Annotated in this window: 18 protein-coding genes; 10 read left to right on the top strand and 8 right to left on the bottom strand. The window is 72.5% G+C overall.

Translation table 11 applies throughout. The features are described 5' to 3' along the window. Positions 1-9 precede the first annotated feature (9 nt). Positions 10-828 carry an LLM class flavin-dependent oxidoreductase gene (locus OG556_RS36500; RefSeq protein ID WP_371523100.1) on the top strand — a complete coding sequence of 273 codons (819 nt, stop codon included), beginning with the start codon at positions 10-12 and terminating at the stop codon, positions 826-828. A 43-nt stretch (positions 829-871) separates the two neighbouring features. On the opposite strand, the gene OG556_RS36495 is transcribed toward OG556_RS36500, so the two are convergent. Beyond that, a complete protein-coding gene (locus tag OG556_RS36495) occupies positions 872-1,258 on the bottom strand; it encodes a MerR family transcriptional regulator (RefSeq protein WP_371523099.1) in 387 nt (128 codons plus the stop codon). A 61-nt stretch (positions 1,259-1,319) separates the two neighbouring features. Between OG556_RS36495 and OG556_RS36490 the strand changes: the two genes are divergently transcribed. Further along, positions 1,320-2,603 carry an MFS transporter gene (locus tag OG556_RS36490; RefSeq protein WP_331744087.1) on the top strand — a complete coding sequence of 428 codons (1,284 nt, stop codon included), beginning with the start codon at positions 1,320-1,322 and terminating at the stop codon, positions 2,601-2,603. Between the two features lie 50 nt (positions 2,604-2,653). Here the strand turns inward: OG556_RS36490 and OG556_RS36485 are convergent, their stop codons facing one another. Further along, a complete protein-coding gene (locus OG556_RS36485) occupies positions 2,654-3,475 on the bottom strand; it encodes an alpha/beta hydrolase (RefSeq protein ID WP_331744085.1) in 822 nt (273 codons plus the stop codon). A 201-nt stretch (positions 3,476-3,676) separates the two neighbouring features. Here OG556_RS36485 and OG556_RS36480 point away from each other — a divergent pair, with 201 nt between their 5' ends. Both OG556_RS36480 and OG556_RS36475 read left to right on the top strand, forming a co-directional pair. Continuing rightward, positions 3,677-4,102 (top strand): VOC family protein, encoded by a 426-nt coding sequence (locus OG556_RS36480; RefSeq protein ID WP_331744083.1) that lies wholly within the window; start codon positions 3,677-3,679, stop codon positions 4,100-4,102. 184 nt (positions 4,103-4,286) lie between these two features. Then, positions 4,287-5,219 carry a glycosyl hydrolase family 18 protein gene (locus OG556_RS36475; RefSeq protein WP_331744081.1) on the top strand — a complete coding sequence of 311 codons (933 nt, stop codon included), beginning with the start codon at positions 4,287-4,289 and terminating at the stop codon, positions 5,217-5,219. Between the two features lie 41 nt (positions 5,220-5,260). On the opposite strand, the gene OG556_RS36470 is transcribed toward OG556_RS36475, so the two are convergent. Further along, positions 5,261-5,857: a TetR/AcrR family transcriptional regulator gene (locus OG556_RS36470; RefSeq protein WP_331744079.1), complete on the bottom strand. Its 597-nt coding sequence runs from the start codon at positions 5,855-5,857 to the stop codon at positions 5,261-5,263. A 63-nt stretch (positions 5,858-5,920) separates the two neighbouring features. On the opposite strand from OG556_RS36470, the gene OG556_RS36465 reads away from it, so the two are divergent. Then, positions 5,921-6,409, top strand: coding sequence for an SRPBCC family protein (locus OG556_RS36465; protein WP_331744076.1), 489 nt, complete (start codon positions 5,921-5,923; stop codon positions 6,407-6,409). 151 nt (positions 6,410-6,560) lie between these two features. On the opposite strand, the gene OG556_RS36460 is transcribed toward OG556_RS36465, so the two are convergent. After that, positions 6,561-8,060 carry an alpha/beta fold hydrolase gene (locus tag OG556_RS36460; protein WP_331745409.1) on the bottom strand — a complete coding sequence of 500 codons (1,500 nt, stop codon included), beginning with the start codon at positions 8,058-8,060 and terminating at the stop codon, positions 6,561-6,563. 457 nt (positions 8,061-8,517) lie between these two features. Here OG556_RS36460 and OG556_RS36455 point away from each other — a divergent pair, with 457 nt between their 5' ends. The 3 genes from OG556_RS36455 to OG556_RS36445 all read left to right on the top strand — a co-directional run bounded on the left by OG556_RS36455 (position 8,518) and on the right by OG556_RS36445 (position 11,362). Beyond that, positions 8,518-9,639 carry a histidine kinase gene (locus tag OG556_RS36455; protein WP_331745407.1) on the top strand — a complete coding sequence of 374 codons (1,122 nt, stop codon included), beginning with the start codon at positions 8,518-8,520 and terminating at the stop codon, positions 9,637-9,639. Then, positions 9,636-10,298: a response regulator transcription factor gene (locus OG556_RS36450; RefSeq protein ID WP_331744074.1), complete on the top strand. Its 663-nt coding sequence runs from the start codon at positions 9,636-9,638 to the stop codon at positions 10,296-10,298. Before OG556_RS36455 ends, OG556_RS36450 begins: the two co-directional genes overlap by 4 nt. 344 nt (positions 10,299-10,642) lie before the next feature. Next, positions 10,643-11,362, top strand: a complete 720-nt coding sequence (locus tag OG556_RS36445) for a phosphatase PAP2 family protein (RefSeq protein WP_371523098.1) — start codon at positions 10,643-10,645, stop codon at positions 11,360-11,362. A gap of 222 nt (positions 11,363-11,584) precedes the next feature. Here the strand turns inward: OG556_RS36445 and OG556_RS36440 are convergent, their stop codons facing one another. Genes OG556_RS36440 through OG556_RS36425 form a run of 4 tightly spaced genes read right to left on the bottom strand, consistent with a single transcriptional unit; the run spans position 11,585 to position 19,191 of the window. Continuing rightward, positions 11,585-11,869: a hypothetical protein gene (locus OG556_RS36440; protein ID WP_331744070.1), complete on the bottom strand. Its 285-nt coding sequence runs from the start codon at positions 11,867-11,869 to the stop codon at positions 11,585-11,587. Further along, positions 11,866-18,060, bottom strand: coding sequence for a DNRLRE domain-containing protein (locus OG556_RS36435; RefSeq protein WP_331744068.1), 6,195 nt, complete (start codon positions 18,058-18,060; stop codon positions 11,866-11,868). The genes OG556_RS36440 and OG556_RS36435 overlap by 4 nt, the downstream gene beginning before the upstream one ends. Before the next feature lie 49 nt (positions 18,061-18,109). Continuing rightward, the gene (locus OG556_RS36430) at positions 18,110-18,679 is read right to left on the bottom strand and encodes a transposase (RefSeq protein ID WP_331745374.1); all 570 of its coding nucleotides are present in this window, start codon (positions 18,677-18,679) and stop codon (positions 18,110-18,112) included. Then, on the bottom strand, positions 18,595-19,191 hold the full coding sequence (locus tag OG556_RS36425; RefSeq protein WP_331744066.1) for a winged helix-turn-helix domain-containing protein: 597 nt from the start codon (positions 19,189-19,191) through the stop codon (positions 18,595-18,597). The genes OG556_RS36430 and OG556_RS36425 overlap by 85 nt, the downstream gene beginning before the upstream one ends. Positions 19,192-19,645: 454 nt before the next feature. On the opposite strand from OG556_RS36425, the gene OG556_RS36420 reads away from it, so the two are divergent. Together OG556_RS36420 and OG556_RS36415 are read left to right on the top strand one after the other, a co-directional pair. Then, entirely contained in the window at positions 19,646-20,887 is a 1,242-nt protein-coding gene (locus OG556_RS36420) for a 2-isopropylmalate synthase (protein WP_331744064.1), read from the top strand. Positions 20,888-20,901: 14 nt separating this feature from the next. Further along, positions 20,902-21,561 (top strand): Sua5/YciO/YrdC/YwlC family protein, encoded by a 660-nt coding sequence (locus OG556_RS36415; protein WP_331744062.1) that lies wholly within the window; start codon positions 20,902-20,904, stop codon positions 21,559-21,561. Positions 21,562-21,791: the final 230 nt, after the last annotated feature.

Genomic DNA, 21,791 nt, shown 5'->3' with positions numbered 1-21,791 from the left:
CGTCATGACGTGACGCGGGACCACTTGTGGAAATTGCTCGACGCGGTGGAGCAGCACGGATTCGATTCGTTCTGGTTCTACAACAACAACGGGGACGACATGCCCCCGCCGCTCGAGCTGGCCCGGGAAGTGGCCCACCGGACGTCCGCCCTGGTATTCGGTCCGCACGTCCTGGTCGCCGCCGGCCTGGAACCCTCCGCCGTGGTCCGCGAACTGACCGACCTGTACCGGCGCTCCAACGGCCGGTTCGTCGCCCAGCTCGGCATCGGCGGCCCCCGCGAGGCCCTCATCCGGGACCCCGCCGAAGCCGCCGCCGCCCTGGAGGACATCCTGCGCCGCCTGCGCCGCCTCGTCGGGGAGTCCGCCGGGGAATCCAGCGGCAGCGGCCCGACCGGGGTGCCGCCCGTGTGGCTGGGCGGGGGCAGGGAGAGGACCGTACGGCGCGTCGCCGCCCTCGCGGACGGCTGGGTCCCCGCGTTCATCACCCCCGCCGAGTACCGCCGGCGCCTGAAGGTCCTCGACGAGGAGCGGCAACACCTCGGCCGCACCGAGCACATCACCCGCGCGGTGCAGCTCGTCTACGTGCCGCCCGTCATCGACACCCCCGAGCTCCGGCGCGAGCTGGACGCCGAGGTCTCGGCCCACAAGCAGGGCTGCACCAGCCGCGACGTCTATGCCGTCGGCGGCGACCGGGCGTTGCGCGAGCGCCTGGCCGAGTTCGCGGCCGTCGGCGTCGAACACGTCATCCTGGTCCCCGCCCGCGCGGTCCCCGACTGGGAGGACGAGATCGCCCGGCTCCACCACACCGTCACCACGTCGTTCGGCTAGGAGCGTGGGTCGGTGACGGGCGCCCCCGACCGGGAGGAGCCGATCAGGTATCCGTGGCGGGTGCGCCGGCCAGGAGTTCGCAGTCGGTGAAGTTCATGCAGCCGCAGGCGAGGCAGGCCGCGACCGCTTCGCGCAGCTGCTGGGTCTGCTGGACGACGCGGTCGAGTTCGGGGAGCTTGCGTTCGGCCAGGGCCCGCCACTGGCGGGTGGCGCCCTGGCTGGTGTCACTGTCCAGCAGTTCGCGGATCTCAGCCAGGGTGAACCCCGCGCGCTGCGACATCCGGATCAGCGCGATCCGCCGCAGGGTGGGGGCGGGCCACAGTCTGCGTCCGCCTTCGCGGCGCGCGGCCGGCAGGAGCCCCAGGCTCTCGTAGTAGCGCAGGGCCGAGGCCCGCATGCCCGACTGGCGCGCCAGCTCCCCGATGCCCACGTATCGCACTGCATCACCCGTCGTTTGACTTCAAGCGCGCTTGAACCGCTTGCCTGGCCACATGATCTCAGCACGCCTGCTCCGTCGGCTGCCCCGAGGGTACCGACCGCTCTTCGCCCACCGCCCGTTTCGGCGTCTGCTGCCCGCACTGGCGGTATCCGACCTCGGCGACGGGATGAGCGTGGTCGCGGTGGCATGGCTGGCGGTACAGATCTCCCCGCCCGGCGCACGAGGCCCGCTGATCGGAGCCGCGGTCGCCGCCTACATCCTGCCGGGCGCCATCGGCGCACTGCTGCTGGGCCGATGGCTGCGCTCCCTTCCCGCACAGCAGTTGATCCGCGCGAACGCCTGGACCCGCGCGCTCTTCCTCGGCTGCATCCCCCTCGCGTGGGCGCTCGGCATGCTCCACCCCGCCCTCTACCTCACGCTGCTCGCCGGCTCGTCCCTCCTGCACGCCTGGGGCGGCAGCGCCAAGTACGCCCTGGCCGCCCAAGCCCTCCCCGCCGAGCACCACTTGGCGGCCAACGCACTGCTCAGCACCAGCACCTGTGTATCCACGATCGTCGGCCCGGCTCTTGCCGGATTCCTCGCGGCGGCGATCGCCCCGGCCTGGATCATCGGCCTGGACGCCCTGTCCTTCGCCGCACTGGCCCTGCAGAGCGCGCGCCTGGGCGAGCCGGGTACTCCGGCACCCGCCGGGCCGGCCCCCGACACCCGACCCGGCGAAGGCCTGCGCCTCCTGCGCGCGCGGCCCGAACTGCTCGGCCTGCTCGCGGTGACCTGGCTGTTCAACCTGTTCTACGGCCCCGTCGAAGTCGCCCTGCCCCTGTTCGTTGCCCAGGACCTCCACGCCGGCGCGGGGGCCCTCGGCCTGTACTGGGCCGCATTCGGCATCGGAGCGGTCACCGGCACCCTGGCCGTCGGTACCCTGCGAAACCTGCCGCTGTGGCCGGTCCTGCTGTGCATCATCGCCGGTCACGGCCTGGCCATGCTGCCCTTCGGACTCCACGCGCCGGCGGTGTTCTCCCTCGGGGGTTTCGCCCTGGCCGGTGTGATCTACGGCCCCTACAGCGCCCTGGCCTTCAAACTGTTCCAGGAGCACACCCCGGCAGCCCTCCTGACCACCATCCTCGCCCTGCGCGCGTCCGTCCTGCTGACAGCGGCACCCGTCGGCGCGGCACTGGGCGGACCCCTCACCACCGCCCTGGGGGCCCGTCAGGTGCTGACCGGCACGGGCATCGCCATGATCCTCGTCGCCGCCTGCGCCGTCGCACTACGGATCCGCAGCACGAAACGGCACCGGATCCGCACCCACACACGCCCGGTCAGCGACCCACGCTCCTAGCCGGTCCTGCGGCCGAGTGGCTCCCGGTTCTCCCTCGCCGAAGCGGTGCTTCACCGGTCGCGGGCCCCGCGATGAGCGGTGGTCGAGCAACCGGGCGGCGTCTTCGCCGGCGCTCCAGCGGATCGGACGTCGTTTCCTGGGCCCGGTACTGACGGACGTGGCCGCAGCAGTGCGCTGACGAGGCGCTGCCGGTCCTCCGGGTGGTCGGCCAGCCAGGCCCCGAGCCGGTGGTCGGACCCCGCGAGGCGCAGCTCGGAGAAGTCGGCCTTCGCGGCCAGCGACGTGCGGACCAGGTCCGTCACGCCGGGCGGGATGACGGCATCCTGCTCCGGGACCACCAGCAGGGCCCGGCCGTCGAACCGCGCGAAGGTGCCGGGCGCGGAGCTGGTCCGCCAGCTGTCGGGCCTGCGGATCAGTTCGGTGAACCCGGAGCCGAAGGGCACGTCCCAGGCCTCCACGCCGTAGATCCCGGGGACGCAGGCGGCGAGCGCCGCCACCCGGCCGCCGTACAGCGCGACCAGGTCGGCGAGGGTCTGACCGCTCATGCTGAAGCCGACCAGGGCGAGCGGCAGGTCGGCGCCGAACACCTCCTCGATCACGGCCGCAGCCTGGTGCCGGCGTCGGCGGAGGCTGAGGTCGCGCAGCTCGCCGGTGCTCTCCCCGTGGCCGGAGAAGTCCAGGGCGACGGCCGGGTGCCCGAGTGCGGCGAAGTCCTCGGCGAGCGGCAGGTTGCGCTCCTTGCTGCCGTTGCCCGCGCCGTGCATGACGACGACGCCCACGCGGTCCGCGACGGTGCCGGGCCCCGGGGCCACCGTGTAGACGCTCAGCTGCTCGCCGTCGATCGGGTGAACGGTCTTGTGTACGACGACCATGTTGCCCCTTCGGCAAGGGAGTTGACTTGTGATCAGCAGAAAAATGTCACACTGCAATCGTGCGCCGCCACTATACTGACCGGACGTGCGGGGGTTCGTGGCAGGGCAGTTGACGAAAGGGTCGGCCAAGGTTCCGACCTCCCGACAACATGCGTATTCCTGGCGGGAGATGAGCGAGGGGACCCCTGTTATCGTGCGCTTATGTCATTGATCAAGCAGTTCCAGGTCACCTTCGACTGCGCGGAACCCCGGCGCGTCGCCCGCTTCTGGTGCGAGGTGCTGGGGTACGAATCGCCGCCGCCGAAGGGGTTCGCCACCTGGGACGAGTACGACCGCTCCCAGCCTGCTGAGGAGCAGGGTTCGTGGTCCGCCTGTATCGACCCCTCGGGTGTGGGTCCGAGACTGTTCTTCCAGCGCGTTCCCGAAGGCAAGGTCGTCAAGAACCGGGTGCACCTGGACGTGCGGGTCGGCACCGGGCTGGTGGGCGAGGAGCGCCTCGCCACGCTCGAAGCCGAGTGCACCCGGCTGGTCGCGCTCGGCGCGGTGCGCGTCCAACTGCTCTACGACGGCCACGATTCGTGCATCGTGATGCAGGACGTCGAGGGCAACGAGTTCTGCGTCGACTGAGCACCATCGGAGCCGGCGGGCCGGGCCGAGGGGTCGGGTCGAGGGCCGGCGGCGGTGGTACGGGGCTGGCGGAGTGGAATTCCAGGACGCGTGGTGGGAATGCGCGCGGCCCTCCCGGGTGGAACGGCACGCTTCCTGGTGACCCGCAGCAGGTCTGCGGCCGATCACCAGGAGGAACCCGGCCATGAGCAGTCACGGACACCCTGACGGAGCATCAGGCGCCTCTCCCGCGGCGAAGGCGTCGGCGAGCCGCCACGTCGTCGCGTTCTACCAGACCGGCACGACCACGGGCGATCCGGGGAGCCAGTACGTCTCCCCGGTGCCCCTGATCGGTCACGCGGACGTGGTGGAGGTGGCCGCGTTCCACCTCAACGACCCCGCCCAGTACCCGATCCTCACCCTGAACGACGACCCGCCCTCCGCGCCCAAGTACGTTCCGATGTGGCGTGACATCGCCGCGGTGCAGGCGAAGGGCGTCAAGGTCACCGCTCTCCTCGGCGGCGCCGCGCAGGGGACGTACGGGCTGCTCGACAAGGACTTCGGCACGTACTACCCGCCCGTCCGCGACGCCCTCAGGACGTACCGGCTGGACGGCATCGACCTCGACGTCGAGGAAGCGTTCCGCGAGGTGACCGCCGAGCGGCTGATCCGTCAGCTGCGCTCCGACTTCGGGCCGGACTTCCTGATCACCCTTGCCCCGGGGCCCGGCGATCTCACCGTGCCCGAGGGCGGCAACCTTCCCCTCCTCGACTACCGCACGCTCGAAAAGCAGGTCGGCCCCCTGATCCGCTGGTACAACACCCAGTTCTACTGCGGCAACGGCAGCCTCGCCGACACCACCGACTACGACGCGGTCATCCGGAACCGGTTCCCCGCGTCCAAGGTCGTCGCCGCCGGCATCACCAACGACAACCTGGACTGCGAGGGCTACGTCGAGATGCCGGTCCTCCAGGGGACGCTGCGCGCTCTCGCCGACAAGTACCCGGACTTCGCTGGGGCGGCGGGCTGGGAGTACGCGCTCTCCCGTAACATCGACGGTCCCAACTGCCCGACCGGACCCGCCAGTTGGTACTGTGCCGTCCGTCAGGCGCTCGCCGCTCCGGCGGCCAGGGCCTGACGGTGTGGCTCCGTGGAGGCCTCCGGCGTCGGGGACTCCGATCACGGAGCCCCCGCGGCGGCCAGCAGGGCCGTCGTGCATTCCTCGGTGAGGTCTTCTGCGTGCGGTGGCAGCGGCTGCCCGGCGCGCAGGTGGCGGCGGACCACGGACAGCGGCAGGTCGATCAGGGCCAGGGTGATGCGCTCGTGGTCCCGGGGGGCCGCCGCGCCGAGGGCTTCGGCGAGGGAGGTGATGGCGTCGAGCACGCGTCGGCTGCCGAGGTCCGTGCGCTCCTGGTGTTCCTCGGACCAGTCGGTGCGGCCGAACTCCTCGGCGCCGTAGAGGAGGAGTGAGGCTTCCTGGGGGTGGGCGCGGCTCCAGGAGATGACGTGCCGCGCGGCCGCGCGGGCGGCCGGGTGGGGGTCGGGGGTGCTGCCGAGTGCGGCGAAGTACCCCTCCTGGAAGCGCTCCACGGTCCGCAGCCACACCTCGGCGAGCAGTGCCGTACGGCCGGGGAAGCGGTGGTACATGGATCCGCTCGGCGCACCGATCGCCTGGGCGACGGCGGACATGGTCACGCCGGCCGGCCCGGTGGAGGCGGCCAGCCGGACGGCGGCGTCGAGGATCTGGTCGGTGTCGAAGCGGGGTGGTCTCGCCATGAATCAGAGGGTACCCTCCAGATTATTAGAGGATGGTCTCTAATAATCTGGAGGGGAGGACGCATGGGCGTCTACAACGTGCACGAGCGCCTGCTGGCCGCCAAGGCGAGCGAGGTGGGCGCGCTCATCGACAACCTGTCAGGCGGCCCGGTGGACCGGCTCTGGCCGAGCCCGGACTGGCCCGCGATGGAGTTCGACCGCCCACTGGCGGTCGGCGCGACCGGCGGCCACGGCCCGGTCCGCTACACGGTCACCGCGTACGTGCCCGGAGTGTGGATCCGCTTCACCTTCAGCGGGCCGCGCGGCTTCCACGGCTTCCACGAGTTCACCGTGCTGCCCGTCGACGAGGAACGCACCGTGCTGCGGCACACCCTCGCGATGAAGGCCGGCGGCCTGGCGCGCCTGACCTGGCCGGTGGCCTGGCGCCCGATGCACGACGCCTGCCTGGAGGACGGCCTGGACCGCGCCGAGCTCGCCTGCACGGGCACGGTGGCCCGCCCGGCCCGCTGGACCCCGTACGTACGCCTGCTCCGCGCGTTCGCGCACAGGTGAACGACGACACGGGGCCGCCTGCCAGCGGTTTCGAGCTCGGCCGTCCGGCCGGTGATCTCGTCTGATCTCACCCGACCTCGCCTGATCTCGCCTGATCTCGTCTGATCGAGCCGTCCCCGTCCGGCAGGCGTGCGTGCCCCGGAACAGCTGGTCAGTGGCTGCTGTCCGGGCGGTAGACGCTGAGGTCGCCGTAGGCCGGCAGAACACCCGTCAGGTCGCCGGGTTTGCCCCGCAACGTGGCGTCCAGGAAGGCGAGGGTGGCTGCGGCGACGACGCGCGGGCTCTCGGTGCGGCCCAGGGAGCCGACGATCGAGGGCACGGGCGGCAGGTACAGGGGGCCGTCCATGAAGGTGAGATGCGCGGCGCCGGGGATGGTGAGCCGGTAGCTCGTCGCCGTGCTGGACTTGAGCGCCTCGGTGAGGCGGGGCGGGTAGCGCGGGTCGGTTGCCGGGGTGATGGCCTGGGTGAGCGCGAGCGTCGGTTGGTCGAGGGCGGGGGAGGCGGGGCCGTGGGGGAAGCCGTCCAGGTCGATGACGGCGTGGAAGCGGCGGTCCCGCCGGGCTGCCTGGAGGGCGGCGGCACCTCCCATGGAGTGGCCGGCCACCGCGACCCGGCCGGTGTCCAGGTGTCCGCTCAGCGGGTCGGCGGTCTCACTGCGGTCCAGACCGTCCAGTTGGGTGAGGACGAAGCCGAGGTCGGCGGCTCGGATCGCCGTCCAGTCGGCCGCCAGTTTCTCGTCCTGGTCCGGGTCGCCGGTGGAGGTGGTCTCGGTGGTGATCGTCCGGCCGTCGGCGAGGACGACGGCGGCGGAGTCGTACGGGTGGTCGAGGGCGGCGACCACGTAGCCGTGGCTGGCCAGTTCCTCCGCCCAGGCGGTGTTCTGGGTGCGGACTCCGCCCGACCCGGGGGAGAACAGGACGACGGGGAACCGCCCCCGCCCGCCGTCCACCGGGGCGTCGAAGACCGCATGGGTGTGGGCACGCGGAACACCGTCGACGAGGAAACCCGGCAGACCGACCTGGTGGGCGAGGGCGTCGGAGACGGTGCGCGCCTCGTGCTCCGTGCGTCCGAGGTACTGGGCCCGCTGCGCGCCGGCGGGGCTCTTCTGTGCGGGGTACCAGAGCTGGACCACGACCGTGCGCCGGTCGTCCGGATCGGTGGTGAAGGTCTCGGGGCGGTGCGGGTCGGTCCACTGGACCACGCGGGTGCCGACCGCGAACTCGCCTGTCGGGGTGGGGAATTCGGGTACGGGAAGGGCCCAGGCGGCCGCCGGGCCCGCGGCGATCAGGCCGACGCAGGCCATCGATCCCGGCAGCGCCAGCCACCAGCGGGCCCGCCACACGGGTCGGCCGGGACGGCGCCGGAGCGGCCGCAGCAGGGGGGAGAGGGCGAACGGCAACGCGAAGGCGGCGCCTGCCAGGACCGGCAGCATCTGCCAGCGGATCCCCGTCACGCTCAGCAGGATCGCGGACAGCACGAGAACCGCTCCCGCCGCGATCGTGACGCGTGGACGGGCGGAGGGGGGAAGCCAGCGCGCCGTCACCAGTGCGACGGCGCCCAGCAGGGCAAGGATTTCCAGGGGGGACATGTACAGCCCCGTGATGATCTCGGTCACCAGGCCATGTTCGGCGCCGGGCACGCGCCGCCACATCGATCCCGGGTCGCCATCGTGTGCCACCGCAGTCGCAATCCGTGGCAGCTCCCTTTGCGACCGGAGTGGCAATCGGGCACGTTGGATCGGGGGCCGCCCTACGACCACGGGAGGTAGCGGGACTCCTCCTGCGGGCGTAGGGCGGCACGGTGCCATCAGACGGTGGACGCATGTGCTCCGTGGGGCCCGTGGCCTACCGTGACAGGGCCGCCTGCACGCGGTGGAGGCCCCGGCCGGGGCCACCATGACGCTGAATCGACAGGGACGTGTGATGACGGAGGCGGTCACGGAGTCCGGCGATGCCAACCGGGACCGGGCGCGGGACCGGGTGTGGGTGCGGGTCCGGGCGCGCTGGGCGGCGACGGTCTCGCGGCTGACGAGGTACGCCGACCTGGCCTCCGCACGAGCGGCGCGACTGGTGACGGCCGCCGGGCGCCGGTCCTCCCGGCTGCCGCCCATGGTGTGGGACTCGCTGCTGCCGACGCTCCTCCTGCTCAACATCATCACCACCCGCGCGCCGCACGAGCTGCCGGTGGCCGTCGCCCTCACCGCCGCCCTCGCGCTGCCCCTGGTGTGGCGGCGCCGGGCCCCGCGCGCGGTGTTCTGCGCCGTGGCAGCCGCGGCCTTTGTCCAGTGGCTGGCGGGCGTCCAACTTCCGGCGGACATCTGCCTGTTGGTGGCCCTCTACACGGTGGCCGCGAACTCGGGCCGGCGCGGCACGCTCGTCGCCGGTGCCGTCGTGGAGGTGGGGGCCCTGCTGGCCTGTCTGCGCTGGGCGTCGGAAGGCGCGTTCCTGACTCCCTTCGTCGCGGTCACCGCGACGGTCGTCGCCGCCGCCGTCCTGGGTGTGAACGTGCGGACCACGCGCGCCTACCTCGCGGCCCTGGAGGAACGGGCCGCACGCCTGGAGCAGCAGCAGGAACAGCAGGCGCGACTGGCCGTCGCCGAGGAGCGGACACGTATCACCCGGGAGATGCACGACATCGTCACCCACAACCTGTCCGTCATGGTCGCGCTCACCGACGCCGCGGTCTACGCGCAGCACCGCTCGCCCGACAGGGCCACCACCGCGATGCTCCAGATCTCCGAGACGGGCCGACAGGCGCTGACCGACATGCGGCGCTCCTTGGGTATCCTGCGGACCGACGAACCGGACGCGGAACGCCACCCGTTGCCCGGCATCGCCCAACTGGAGGCCCTCGCCGACCAGATGTGCGCCGCCGGGCTGCCGACCCGGATCGAGGTCCAGGGCGGCCACACCCATATCCCCGCCACCGCACAACTGACCGTCTACCGCCTGGTACAGGAAGCCTTGACCAACACCCTCAAGCACACACCCGCCGGCACACCCGCGAAGGTCCGGATACGGTGTTCGACCGGGACCGTCACCGTGGACGTCACCGACAGCGGCCCCCGCCCGGCACCTCCCGGCGCCACACCGTCCGGCCACGGCATCCCCAGCATGCGCGAGCGCTCGGCCGCCTACGGGGGGACGCTGCGGGCCGGACCGCTTCCGGGCGGCGGCTGGGGAGTCCACACCCGCCTCCTCCTCGACAGCGGCGGAGCGGCGTCCGCATGACGATCCGCATCCTGATCGCCGACGACGAGGCACTGCTCCGGATGGCCTTCAGCACGGTCCTGGAGGCCCAGCCCGACATGGCGCCGGTCGGCGAGGCCGCGGACGGCGCCCAGGCCGTACGCCTCGCCCGGGAGTTGCGCCCCGACGTCGTCCTCATGGACGTCCGGATGCCCGGGATCGACGGGATCGAGGCGACCCGGCAGGTCATCCGGACCTCCCCACAGAGCAGGGTGCTGATCCTCACCACCTTCGACCTGGACGAGTACGCCTTCGCCGGACTCGGCGCCGGAGCCTCGGGCTTCCTGCTGAAGAACACCAGGCCCGAGGAACTGCTCACCGCGATACGCAACGTCGCCGCGGGTGACGCGGTGGTCTCCCCGCGGATCACCCGCCTCCTGCTGGAGCACCTGCGCCCGCACATCCCCGCCCGCGGCAACGCCGGCCCCGACCATCGGCTGAGCCGACTCAGCGCCCGTGAACGCGAGGTGCTCATCCAGGTGGGCTGCGGCCTGTCCAACAGCGAGATCGCGGCCGCCCTGCACCTCGCGGAGGCGACGGTGAAGTCCCACCTGGGGCGAATCCTGCACAAGCTCGAACTCCGCGACCGGATACAGGCGGTGGTCTTCGCCTACGAGAGCCGCCTCATCCACCCGGCATGACGCCGCCGGTGCCGGGTGGGACGGGAACCGCGACGTCGTCGTCGGCGTCCCCGTTCAAACCAAGTCGTCTACGACCAGGGCTCGCGGCTCCCCGAGGTGTGAGCAGAAAGACAGTGATGACTCAGCAAGATCACCAGTCCCTGTCCGCACCCGGACGGGATGCTCCCGGGGCGGACGCACCTGGGCCGGACGTTCCCGGTCGGGCCCCGGGGACCCCGGCCGGAGGAGGCCCCGCGCGGTCGATACGGCCGTGGCTGCCGGCTCTGCTGTGCGCCCTGGGGTTCCTGGCGGTCTACCTGCTCGCCGTCTGGACCCCGTTCGGGCAGCGGGGGGAGAACTCCCTGATGAACGGGAACGGCGGCGAACCGGCGTGGATCTGGGACTGGTCGGGGTCGACCTTCGACTCGGCGGCCATGCCCCCACTGGAGTTCACCGCCCTGCCCACCCTGGTCGTGGGGATGGCCGTGATCGTGCTCGTCGCCCTGGTGCGGCGGTGCTGGTGGCAGGGCGTCGCGGCGATCGGGGTCGTCCTGGGCACGTTCGGCGGCACCGAGGTGTGCAGCAAGATGGTCCTGCCCCGCCCCGACCTGGTGAACGCGCCCGCCATGCTCACCGAGGTGAGCTTCCCCAGCGGGCACGCGGCCGTCCCCATCGGGCTGGTCCTCGGCGCGGCCCTCGTCGCCTCCCCGCGCCTGCGCCCCTACGTGACCGCGGTCGGCCTGCTGTGGCTCACCGTCACCGCCGCTGCCGTGCAGGCGCTCTACCACCACCGGCCCAGCGACGTGCTGGGAGCCGCGCTGCTGGGCTGCGCCTGCTACGGTCTCGCGCTCTGGCTGCTGCCGTCCTCCGCCGCACCGGGCGTCGCGCGCAGCCCTCGCGCCCTGCCGGCCGTCGTCCTCGTCCTGTCGGCGGCCGCCGCGCTCGCCGCCGGCGCGCGGGACGACTCCGTCCCGGGACCGCTGTACTTCGCGGCGGCGGCCTTCCTGTGCGCGGTGCTGGTCTGGGTCACCGTGGTGGAGGGCCCTGCCCGCGCCGCGCGTCGTACGCGGCCCGCGCTGGGCTGACCGCGGTGGGCTGACCGCCCGGCACGTCGTCCGGCCGAAGGCCGAGGCCGTTGGCCTCGGCCTTCGCCATCGGCCGCCCCGTCCGCCCCGTGATCGTCGGTGTGCTCCGCCGGAACGGAAGCAAGCGCGGAACGAGCACGGAGCGAGCACGGAGCGAGCACGCAACAGGCCGACCCGCCGGTGGCGCCGGCGGGTCGGCCTGTCGTAGGGGTGTGCGTCGGGCTACTGCCGGCCGGTCCGCGCCCGCAGGCGGCGGGCCACGAGGGTGGCCGTGGCGCGCAGGGCCAGGCCGATCACCGGTGCGAGGAGCAGGGTGCACCAGGTGCGGGTGGTGGCGTCGGCGGTGAGGCGGTCGGCGAGCAGGTAGGCGGCGAGGAAGGACGGGGCGAGCCAAGCCCCGTTGGTCGCGGCGAGGCGCAGCGGGCTCGCCCGGCGCGCTGCCGGTTCCCCCGCCGAATTCGCCGAATTCGCCGAATTCGCCGGCTCCGCCGACTCCGTGGATGTCACACGAACCTCCTGACCACGCCGATCACCTTGTCGACGATCCGCTGGGAGACACCGCGGTCGAAGACGAAACCCGCGAGGCAGCCGGCGACGGCCCAGACGATGCGCTGCTTCCAGCCGCCGCTCCCGAACAGTACACCGGCGCAGGCACCGCCGGCGCAGTTGCCGATGTGGAGCGCCCAGGGTGCCAGGAAGGGGACCCAGGCGGCCACGGCCGCGGTGACGGACAGTTGGACGGCGCGGGAGACGGCGGCCTTGAGCGCGGCCTTCAGCCAGCCGGGCATCCGGCCGTTGAGGTCGGTGCAGTTGACCGGGTCGGCGTTGCAGTAGTCGTAGGCGTTGGCGCTCGCTCCCTGGACCGGGTCGGGGGAGAGGAAGCGGCCGGTGGCCGGGTTGTAGAGGCGTGCTCCCATGAGGGTGAGGGCGCTCGGGGTCTCGTCGGAGCGCTGCTTGTCGCCGAGCCAGGCGTAGCGGGTGCCGGGCTGGCCGGTGCGTGGCTGGCCGTACTCGTCGTAGTCGAGGACGGTGGGCGCGACGGCGGTGTCGAGCGGCAGCCGCAGGGTGATGTCGCCGTGCAGGTTGGCGAGTTGCAGGACGGTGCCGCCGGTCTTCGCGGTGGTGGCGGCGAGGGTGCCGGCGGGGCCGGTGACGTTGCGGGTCAGGGTGCCCGCGGTGTCCTCGGTGATCCAGCGGGGGCTGTCGGTGTCGGAGCCGTAGTGGTTGGTCCGCAGACCGGTCTGGGCCCAGGTGCCGGCGGTGTTGGTCTCGGTGGTCCAGGCGCGGAAGCGCTGGGCCGAGTCGAGGGTCCAGCTCTGCCGGTTGGTGCCGCTGGTCTGCTGCTGCACCAGGTCGGTGTTGTAGTACGCGAGGGTGCTGCCGGGCAGTGCGGTGGTGCGGCCGAACGCGTCGTAGGTGTAGCCGGGGTTCACCAGGCGGTCGGCGGTGTCGTAGGTGCTGGTCTGGCCGGTGCCGGCGGTGGTGGTGCAGGTCTGGCCGCGGGCGGCGTCGGCGGTGGCCAACGCGGTGCGGTTGGTGTTGCGGTCGAAGGTGTAGGTGCGGGTGGTGCAGACGGCGTCGGTCGAGGTGTCCTGGACCTGGAGGAGCCGGCCGGCCCGGTCGTAGGCGTAGGTCTGGGCCGCGGTGACGCCGGGGGTGCCGGTGTGGGTGGCCCGCTGGCCGTGGATGGTCTCGGTGATGCCGTCGGAGACCAGCACGAGGCCGTCGCTGTCGCGGGTGTAGGTGCGGCTGGTGGTGGTGCCGGCCGGGTCCTTGTCGTCGGTCCGGGTGTAGCCGCCGGGCAGGCCCTGGGTGAGCGGCGTGCCGTCGGCGTCGTAGCGGGCGGTGAGGGTGCCGGCGACGGAGTCCGTCACCGAGGTCGCCAGGCCGCGCGGGTCGACGGCGGTGTCGTAGGTGTAGGTGGTGGTGGAGGGGGAGGTGTCGGTGACCTTGGTGGGGCGGTTGAGGGCGTCGTACTCCGTGGTGGTGACGGCGCCGTCGGCGTCGGTGTAGGAGATCAGGCGGCCGAGTTCGTCGTAGCCCTTGGTGATGGTGCCGCCGGTGGCGGACGTCTGGCGGGTGACGGCTCCGGTGCCCGGGTGGTACGTGGTGGTGGCGGCGGGGGCCGGGGTGCCGAGGCCGTCGGTGACGGTGACGGTGGTGGGGCGCCCTGCCGTGTCGGTGTCGGTCACGGTGGTGCGGGTGACGCCGTTGGCCGTCTCGGTGGTGCGGGTGACCTGGCCGAACTGCCCGTACTGGGTCGTCCTGGTGGGCAGTTGTGCGGGGTTGGCGCCGCCGCCGGTGATGGCCGCGGCGGGCCCGGTCTGGCAGACGAGGTCGGCCCACTCGGGGCGGTTGCCGCAGGTGCCGGTGCCGCCGGCGGTGTAGTAGGTGGTCCAGCCGGCCGCCGCGTCGGTGCCGGTGGAGGCCGGCTGCTGGGTCGAGACGATCCGGCCCTGGCCGTCGTAGCCGGTGGTGGTGGTCAGGGCGAGGCCGCCGCTGTCCTTGATCTGCGCGGTGGGCACGCCGAGCGCCCAGTTGTACGTGGTCCGGTCCTGGCGGGCGTCGACCAGCAGGTCGGGCCAGGCGCGGAGCCGGGCGCCGGTGGTGGTGAGGGTGATCTGGTTCTTGATCTTGGCGGTGCCGTCGGTCGGCCGGCCCTCGTCGTAGGTCTTCACGGTGTGCTGGCGGGCGGGCAGTTGGGTGCCGGCCTTGGCCAGGACCGTCGCACCGGAGGTGGCGTCGGCGGCGAGGGTGATGCGGTGGAGCGGGTCGTAGACGTCGGTCTCCTGCTGGCCGTCCGCGCTGTAGGCGCTGCTGCTCGACAGGAGCCGGGCGCGTTCGGCGGAGGGCAGGGTGTCGATGCCGAGGTCGGCCAGCTGGGCCTTGGCCGCGGGGGTGGCCCCGAGGGCGAGCTCGCGGTTGCCCGCGGTCAGGCTGCGGACCTGGTGGCCCTGGTTGTCGTACTCGGTGGTGGTGACGTGGTGGCCCGGGGTGGCCTGGTTGACCTGGCGGCCGGAGGCGTTCAGGTAGGTGACGCTCGCCCTGGTGTAGTCGCCGGCGCCGAGGTCGGTGCCGTTGTTGGAGGCGGGGGCCTGGTCCGGCGGGAACACCGCGGTGGCGTCGGTCGGCAGGTCGCTCTGGCCCCACGCGGAGGCGGCGGACGCGGAGAGGTCCTCCGGTGCCTTCGTGCCGGAGAGCGGGACGCCGTAGACGACGGTGGTGGTGGCGGTGCCGTTCACGGTGCCCGTGGTGCCGGGGGCGAGGGTGTCGTGCCAGGTCTTCGTCAGCATGCCCGGGCCCGCGGCCGGGTTGGCGGTGACGGTGCCGTACGCCAGCGAGGTGGCGCGGGTGCCGCTGAGCTGGACGGAGGAGAGCAGGCCGTCGTCGGCGCCCTGGGTGTAGTAGGCGTACTGGTTCTGGCTGCTCTGGCCGAGCCGCGGGTCCCAGGTCTGGCGCAGCCGCCCGGCCGAGTCGTAGCGGTAGACGGCGACGTCGGTGGCGGTGGCCGCGGCGGCCCCGGGCGCGGTGCTCCAGAGCCTGATCGCGCTGACCTGCCCGGCGACGTCACCGAACTCGGTGTCGGTGGTGACGCCGGTGGCGGTGGTCGCGGTGGCGTAGACGAACTGCAGGACGCGGCAGCCCTTGGCGGCGACGTTGGCCGCGCACACGGCCGGGATGGCCGCGGAGGTCGGCGCGATGACGAGCTTCGGCCGGGCCAGCGTCCTGCCGCCGACCACGGTCGTCTCCGACACCACGCTGGTGGTGGTGTTGGCCAGCCCGCCCTGGAGCGTGGAGGTCACCGTCCAGGTGGCGGCGGCCGGATCGGCCTTGGCGAAGGTGGTGACGGTGCCCTCGGTGCCGGAGAGCGTGAAGTCGGCGCCGAAGGAGCCGCTCAGGGTGAGGTCCTCGCTGCCCGGTTCGGGCGTCCAGCCGTTGCCGGCCGCGTTCGAGGTGAAGGAGACGGCGGAGCCGTCGGCGGACATCACGCTGAGCGAGGTGCCGGAGGTCCTGCGGATCTCCGTGTACTCCGAGGCGGACAGGCTCGACGACACGCTGGACACCCAGTTGGGGCCGAAGACCGCTGCCTGGCCGTCCTGGCCGGCGGCGGCCCGCGGGTCACGCGAGGAGTGCGTGCGGCCGACCGTCATGCCGAACACCGACACGTCGGTGGCCGGGACCCTGAGGTCGCCGGTGAGCAGGTTCAGCGCGCCCGGGCCGACGTTCTCCGTCGCCGCGCCGTCGGCCTTGCGGTCGACGACGACCCGCACCGGCTCGGAGGAGACGGCCGCGGAGCCGGGCCCGGTGAAGTCCGCGCGGAGCTGGACGGTGCCGTCCGGGGTCACCGTGGAGGTGGCGTTCCAGGTGAGCGCCGGGCTCTTGCCCGCGGTGAGGGGCACGGGCCAGGCCGCCAGTGCGGCACCGCCGTTGGTGATGTCGCCGGCGGGGATCCGCGTCCAGGCGTCGGCGTCGGAGCGCCGCCAGGAGAAGGCCACCTGGTCGTACCGGGCGGCGTCGGCCTCGGCGGTGAGCGGCAGGCGCGCCGCGGTGCGGGTGCCGTCGTTCGGGGAGGTGACACCGCCCGCGCCGACCTGGAAGGTGTGGGTACGGGCCTCGGACTTGTTCTCCGCCCGGTCCACCGCCCGCACCTGGAGGGTGTTGGTGCCGGCCTTGGCCGGGGTCACGCTGAAGGTCACCGGCGCGGCGGAGCCGTTCGTCGCGACCTTCGTCCAGGTCGCGCCGTCGAGCGTCCACTCCAGGGCGTTCTGGTCACCGGCCGGCGGGGTCGCGGTGAAGGAACCGGCCTGGCCGGGGCCCTTGACCCACTGGCCCGACGGGTAGTCGGTGGAGGAGAGCGCGGCGGGCGCCGAGGGGGCGGAGGTGTCGACCGTGAAGGTGGCCCACGCCGACCAGTTGTTGTTGTAGTGCAGCCCGTCGTACGGGGAGGTGCGGAACTTGTACGTCTTGCCGTTGGCCAGCACACCGGCCGGGACCTTGACGGAGGCCGGGGCCCCGCTCGGCACGTACGGGGAGACCAGGACGTTGCCCACCTGGGTGTCGGTGGCGGTGTCGAAGATCTGGAAGGTGCCGTCGACCTTGTCGTTGTTCGGGTCGACGAAGGTGTCGCGCAGCGTGGGGGTGGTGGAGTTGACCCACCAGGTGCCGGCGGCGTCCTTGTAGAACGGGGAGCCGGCCTGCTGGTCCGTCCCGGTCCGGGGGCGGTAGTTGTACGTCACCGTCAGCTTCGGGACGTTGGTCGCGGCGTTGGCGGAGTTCACCTCCTTCCAGTACTTGGTGTTGGTCTCGTCCGGGGCGCGCAGCCCCATGCCCGAGGTGGTGTTCTTCGCCGACGTCCAGGTCTGCACCAGGTTGGTGACGTCCGCGGTGATCCAGCCGTCGCCGCCGCAGGCGTCCCGGCCCTTGGTCTCGGTGCCGGTGGCCTTCTTGGCGTTCCAGGAGGGCTGCGACGTCCAGCGCGAGGCGGTCGAGGCGAGGCCGGTGTCCCAGATGTCCCACGCGTAGGGCTGGCAGTCGCTGTTGCCGGAGTGGAAGTTGTACAGCGACAGGCCGGCGTTGGTGATCAGCGCGTCCGCGATCGGCGCGGTGTTCCAGTTGATGAACGACCGGGCCTGGCGGGAGGAGCCGTCCGCGTTCTTGGTGCCGGAGTTGCCCCAGTAGATCTCGGTGTCGGCCGACCAGTCGACCGTCTCGCCCTGCTGCACCCGGGTGTCGAAGACGTTGCCGAGGGCCGTGGTGGAGGGGTCGACCGTCACCGGGTACTGGGTCTTCGGGTCCGCGAGGAACGCGGCGTCCGGCGTGAACACCAGGTCGATGCCGTCGCCGCGCTGAACGACCTTCAGGCCGACCTTCGCCTGCCGGGCGTGCTCGCCGGAGCCCTCGGCGGCGGCCGTCGCGTCCCACATCACCGGCGCCGGGAGCACGGCCCGCCGCTCGCCGGTGTGCTTGTCGGTGAACAGCACGCCGCCGTCCGGCTGGACCTCGGCCTTCAGGCCGTCGGCCTTCAGCGGCATCGTGTACGAGAACCCGGCGGCGCTCGGGCGCTGCTTGAGCACCGTGTACTGCTCGAAGCCGGTCCGGGTGGCCTCCACGACCAGGTCGGCCGCGCCGTCCGCGATCGCGTCCCGGTAGGTGGCCTTCGTGCCGTCCAGGGCGGGCTTGGGCAGGCCGCCCCGCCACTGGAGCTCGACCTGCTGGTCACCCTGTCCGAGGGTCACCAGGGTGCGGGCGTCGTCCGGGGCCGCCGCCTGCGCGTGGAGCAGCGACTTCGCCCGGGTGCCGCCGGCACCGGCGAGCCGCAGCGCGTTCGGGTGGGCCTTCGGCGCCACCGACCCGTCCGCGCCCGCCTGGAGGCCGAGGTCGACGTCCACCCACTGGCCGTCACGCTGGAAGCGGACCGGGCCCGCGAACAGCTCGGTGGTGAGCGAACCGTCCTTGTTCACCCACGTCGTCGACGTCTCCGTACGCTCGGAGAGCGCCTCCACCCGCTGCCCGGACAGCCGGGCCGCGACCCTCGCCGACGGCACGTCGGCGGCGGAGGTGGCCCACTGCCCGGTTCCCTTGCCCGCCTTCGCCGCCGCGTTCGGTGATGCGTTCGGCGTCGCGGCGAGGGCCGTCTCGGACCCGGCCAGCAGCGACACCGCCACGGCCAGGGCCAGCGACCCGCTCAGCGCCCGCATGCCAACAGGCCTGCTGGGTCTGCGTCCTGTGGTTACTGACCTCGGTGCTTCAGGGTGACGGCGGTGGGAGGTCGAGGGAGAGTCCAGTTCCGGTAAGGAAGCCGTCGAGGATGTCGGAGCGGTATTGCAGTCGTTTGAGTCGGTTGCGGACGAGGGATTCGAGTCGGTCGAGGGCAACGCTGGAGAGGTTGGCGAGACTTCGTTTGACGTGGGCCCACAGGTACTCGACCGCGTTCAGCTCGGGTGCGTATGCGGGGAGGATGAACACCGTGAGCCAGTCCCGTGCGCTGATCAAGTCGCGCATGGCATTGGAAACGTGGGTGTTGAGTCGGTCCCAGACGAGCACGATCGGTGCTCTGACCAGCTGATGGACTCCGTCGAGCAGGCCGATGTAGTCGTGCTCGGACAGGCTGCGGCGCTCGCCCTTGCGTCCGGTGTGCCGGCGCAGCCTGTGGCACAGCCGGGTCCGGGAGCCCGGGCGCATCGCGATCAGCCCGGCGACCGAGATCCGTCCGGAGCCACGGCCGCAGACCTTCACGACCGGGGTGGTGCCGCGTCGTCCCCATGTGCGTCCTGTGGGCGGTCTGCGGGTGAACCCGGCTTCGTCCTCGAAGCAGATCCAGCCGTCGCAGGCCGCCCGGGCGCTTTTACCTCCGCCCAGGTCGCCTCCTTCCACGCGGCGACGACCTGTTCGTCGCGTTCGGCTGCCCGACGCGCAGGGAGCTGCAGGGTGAAGCCGAGCCGGTGCATCAGACGAGTAGCCCCCGAGACGCTGTAGGAAACGTGGAACTTCCGCCCGATCAGCGTGGCGACCCGCGCGCCGGTCCACGCCTGGTCCTGGTCCCAGCCGTGAGCGGCCGGCCCCTGCTCGAGGTACTCGGCGAGCCTGTCCTGGCACCGTGCCGACAGCTTGCACCGCTGCCCACCCGGTCCCCGTGAGGCCAGCGCCCCGGCTCCGTCCTCCCGCCAGGCCGCGTGCCACTGGTAGGCCGATTTCGCGGTCACCCGCAACCTACGGGCAACCTCCCTCGGCGGGACACCTTCGTCGAACAACGCGGCGGCCTCCAGCCGCACCGCCTCGCGGTGCTGACGTGCCTTCGCCGTCAGTCCGCCCCCATCCGCATAGCGCATACCAACGGCATAGCGCGTAAATGACCGTCAGTCAGCTACACAAACAGGCCAATCACCTTGAACCGCCAAGGTCAGTATCCGTCTGTTCATCTCGACTCCTTGAAAACACCGTCGCTCGACGGCGCTCTCGGAGCATAGGAGTGGGCGGCAAGATCAAAGATGGGGTCAAATAGCGCCAAAGGATCATCAAATAATGATCTTGTTTCGACAAGATTCACGTGATCGTGATCATGGCGTAGGCAACCGCGGGCGCCGTGCCCGCGTTGTCGTCATCCGCACTGCGGGAGTCGCTGCGGGAGTCGCTGCGGGAGCCGCGACGGGGGCGTGGACGTCGGTCCGGGCAGGGGCCCGGGCGCGGGTATGGGCACGGGTCCGGGCGTGGTCTACGATCCGCCGAGGGGATTCTCGATGTATCGCGGTACGCGAGTGCCGCGCTGGGATGGGGGGCGGGGCATTGTCGCCGGCGGACGTGGTGCGGGAGTCGGCGAGAGCCGGGCGGATCGTGCTGTTCGAGGAGTCCGCGCGCGACGGCGCGCAGGCCAAGACCCTGATGAGCGCCGGATTCCGGGTGCGGCTGGCCCGGGAACAGGGGGCGGTGTTCGGCGCGGACGGGCCCCGGCACGTGGTGTTCGCGGCCGGCTTCCCTTCGGTGTGCGGGCAGGAGTTCGAGGCGACCCGGCGGGTGGCGCTGGAGGCACAGGATTCGGTGAGCCCCTCGGCGATCTGCCGGGGCACGGTGGCCGACGTGCGGCTGGCGCTGCGCGCGGTGCGGGGCGCGGCGCACGCGCGGGTGATGGTGATCGTGGCCGCCTCCGAGGCGACCGCCCGCGCCCTCGTCCACAGCGGCGCCCGCGAGGCCCTGGCAGGCGGCCTGGACGTGCTGAAGGCGGCGGCGGACCTGGCGGACGGCACGGCGGTGGACGTGTGCCTGGTGGACGCGCCCCGCGCGGACCACGCCCTGGTGGCCGAGTACGCGGGGGCGATGACCGCCCACGGCGCGGGGACGATCGTGCTCGCCGACACCGTCGGCGACCTGTTGCCCGGTCAGACCCGGGCCCTGTTCCGCCGGGTCGCCGCCGACGCGGGGCCGGACACCGTCCTGGTCTCGCACCTGCACAACGACCTCGGCCTCGGGCTGGCCAACACCCTGGCCGCACTGGAGAGCGGGGCGCGGGTGGCCGCCTGCTCCTGGCTGGGCATGGCCGAGCGCAGCGGCATGGCCGCCACCGAACAACTGCTCTTCCTGCTCGCCCACGACCGCGCGAAGGCCGAACAGGTGCTGGGGCCCGGCTGCGAACCGTGGTGGACGCAGCCGGACCTGACCCGGCTGCCCGGGATCGCGCGGATGGTGTCCACCGAGACCGGGATCCCGCTCACCGTCACCACCCCGATCGTGGGCACCGGCGTCGCCACCATCTCCACCGGGACCCCGTTCACCCACCCGCGGACCTTCCAGCCCTACGACCCGCAACAGCACCTGGGCCTGGCTCCGACGGTGGTCCTCACCCACCTCGCCAGCCGGCGCGTACTGCAAGCCGTCGCCGAGCGGCTCGGCCACCGACTGGACCAGGCCCAGACCGGCACCGCCCTGGCCTGGGCCAAGGACCGCGCCTACCGCCTGAACCAGGCCGTCGTCCCCGACGCCGACTTCGCCGCCTACCTCGAAGGCCTGACCGCCACCACCCCCACACCGTGAACGGACCCGCCCCCATGCCCGCCACCGCCCGGCTCGACACCGGCACCGCCGCCCGCACCCTGACCGCCGGGCGGGCCGTCATCCTGCCCAACCCCAGCCCCCTGACCTACGTCGCCACCGCCACGAACCCCCAGGCCGTCAACAACGCCAAGGGCCGCCCCGTCGACCAGGAAGTCGCCCTCTGGGTCCACGACGACACCACCTGGGCCGACCTCGCCACCCGACTGGACCTGACACCGACCGCCCTGCACACCGCACTCACCCTGCTGCGCGACCACCTGGTCACCCTGCTGGTCCCCATCCGCGCCGACACCCCGCCGGCCTGGGCCGCCCCCGCCCTGCGCGACGGCCACCTGCTCCTCTTCGGCGCACGCTGGCAGCCCCTGATCCCGCTGCTCACACTCTTCCCCCGCCTGTACGTCAGCAGCGCCAACCGCACCGGACACCCGCCGGCCGCCACCGCCGACCAGGCAGCGGCCATGTTCGGACCCGACACCCCCGTCGTCGACGCCGACGCCCTGCGCGACACCGCAAACCCCCACGCCGCCACCACCATGCTGCGCATCGCCCGCGACGGCGGCCTGGCCCACATCCGGCACGGCGCCCAGGACCGGGTCCACGGCGCCGACCCGGCCCGCTATCTGGAACACCTCCGCGCGGCGACGACCCGCTGAGCTCCCTGCCTCCGATTGATGAGCGGGTGCCACGGGATCGTGGTGGCAAGGGAGTTGACCACATCGTCGGATGCAGGGTGCGTCAGTGGGATCCGAGTGCGGCGAAGTGCGGCGAACCGGCCGAGCCGTCCCGCCTGTCGGGGGGAGGGGGATGCCCCGCTCGGGCCGAGGGCCATGACGGCGCCGGCCGCACCGGATGGCTCGCCGGCCGCGAGTGTCAGAGGTGCGCG

Source organism: Kitasatospora sp. NBC_01300 (genome assembly GCF_041435235.1).
In the GTDB taxonomy this organism is placed as follows: Bacteria; Actinomycetota; Actinomycetes; order Streptomycetales; family Streptomycetaceae; genus Kitasatospora.
This window is presented reverse-complemented; position numbering and strand designations above follow the sequence as displayed.

What these genes read in the sequence shown, in the direction of transcription:
- OG556_RS36450 (WP_331744074.1), top strand. Translation starts at nt 9,636, where the DNA reads ATGACGATCCGCATCCTGATCGCCGACGACGAGGCACTGCTCCGGATG.
- OG556_RS36445 (WP_371523098.1), top strand. Translation starts at nt 10,643, where the DNA reads ATGAACGGGAACGGCGGCGAACCGGCGTGGATCTGGGACTGGTCGGGG.
- OG556_RS36460 (WP_331745409.1), bottom strand. Translation starts at nt 8,060, where the DNA reads ATGTGGCGGCGCGTGCCCGGCGCCGAACATGGCCTGGTGACCGAGATC.
- OG556_RS36470 (WP_331744079.1), bottom strand. Translation starts at nt 5,857, where the DNA reads ATGGCGAGACCACCCCGCTTCGACACCGACCAGATCCTCGACGCCGCC.
- OG556_RS36480 (WP_331744083.1), top strand. Translation starts at nt 3,677, where the DNA reads ATGTCATTGATCAAGCAGTTCCAGGTCACCTTCGACTGCGCGGAACCC.
- OG556_RS36490 (WP_331744087.1), top strand. Translation starts at nt 1,320, where the DNA reads ATGATCTCAGCACGCCTGCTCCGTCGGCTGCCCCGAGGGTACCGACCG.
- OG556_RS36435 (WP_331744068.1), bottom strand. Translation starts at nt 18,060, where the DNA reads ATGCGGGCGCTGAGCGGGTCGCTGGCCCTGGCCGTGGCGGTGTCGCTG.
- OG556_RS36465 (WP_331744076.1), top strand. Translation starts at nt 5,921, where the DNA reads ATGGGCGTCTACAACGTGCACGAGCGCCTGCTGGCCGCCAAGGCGAGC.
- OG556_RS36485 (WP_331744085.1), bottom strand. Translation starts at nt 3,475, where the DNA reads ATGGTCGTCGTACACAAGACCGTTCACCCGATCGACGGCGAGCAGCTG.
- OG556_RS36475 (WP_331744081.1), top strand. Translation starts at nt 4,287, where the DNA reads ATGAGCAGTCACGGACACCCTGACGGAGCATCAGGCGCCTCTCCCGCG.
- OG556_RS36415 (WP_331744062.1), top strand. Translation starts at nt 20,902, where the DNA reads ATGCCCGCCACCGCCCGGCTCGACACCGGCACCGCCGCCCGCACCCTG.
- OG556_RS36425 (WP_331744066.1), bottom strand. Translation starts at nt 19,191, where the DNA reads ATGCGCTATGCGGATGGGGGCGGACTGACGGCGAAGGCACGTCAGCAC.
- OG556_RS36455 (WP_331745407.1), top strand. Translation starts at nt 8,518, where the DNA reads ATGGTGTGGGACTCGCTGCTGCCGACGCTCCTCCTGCTCAACATCATC.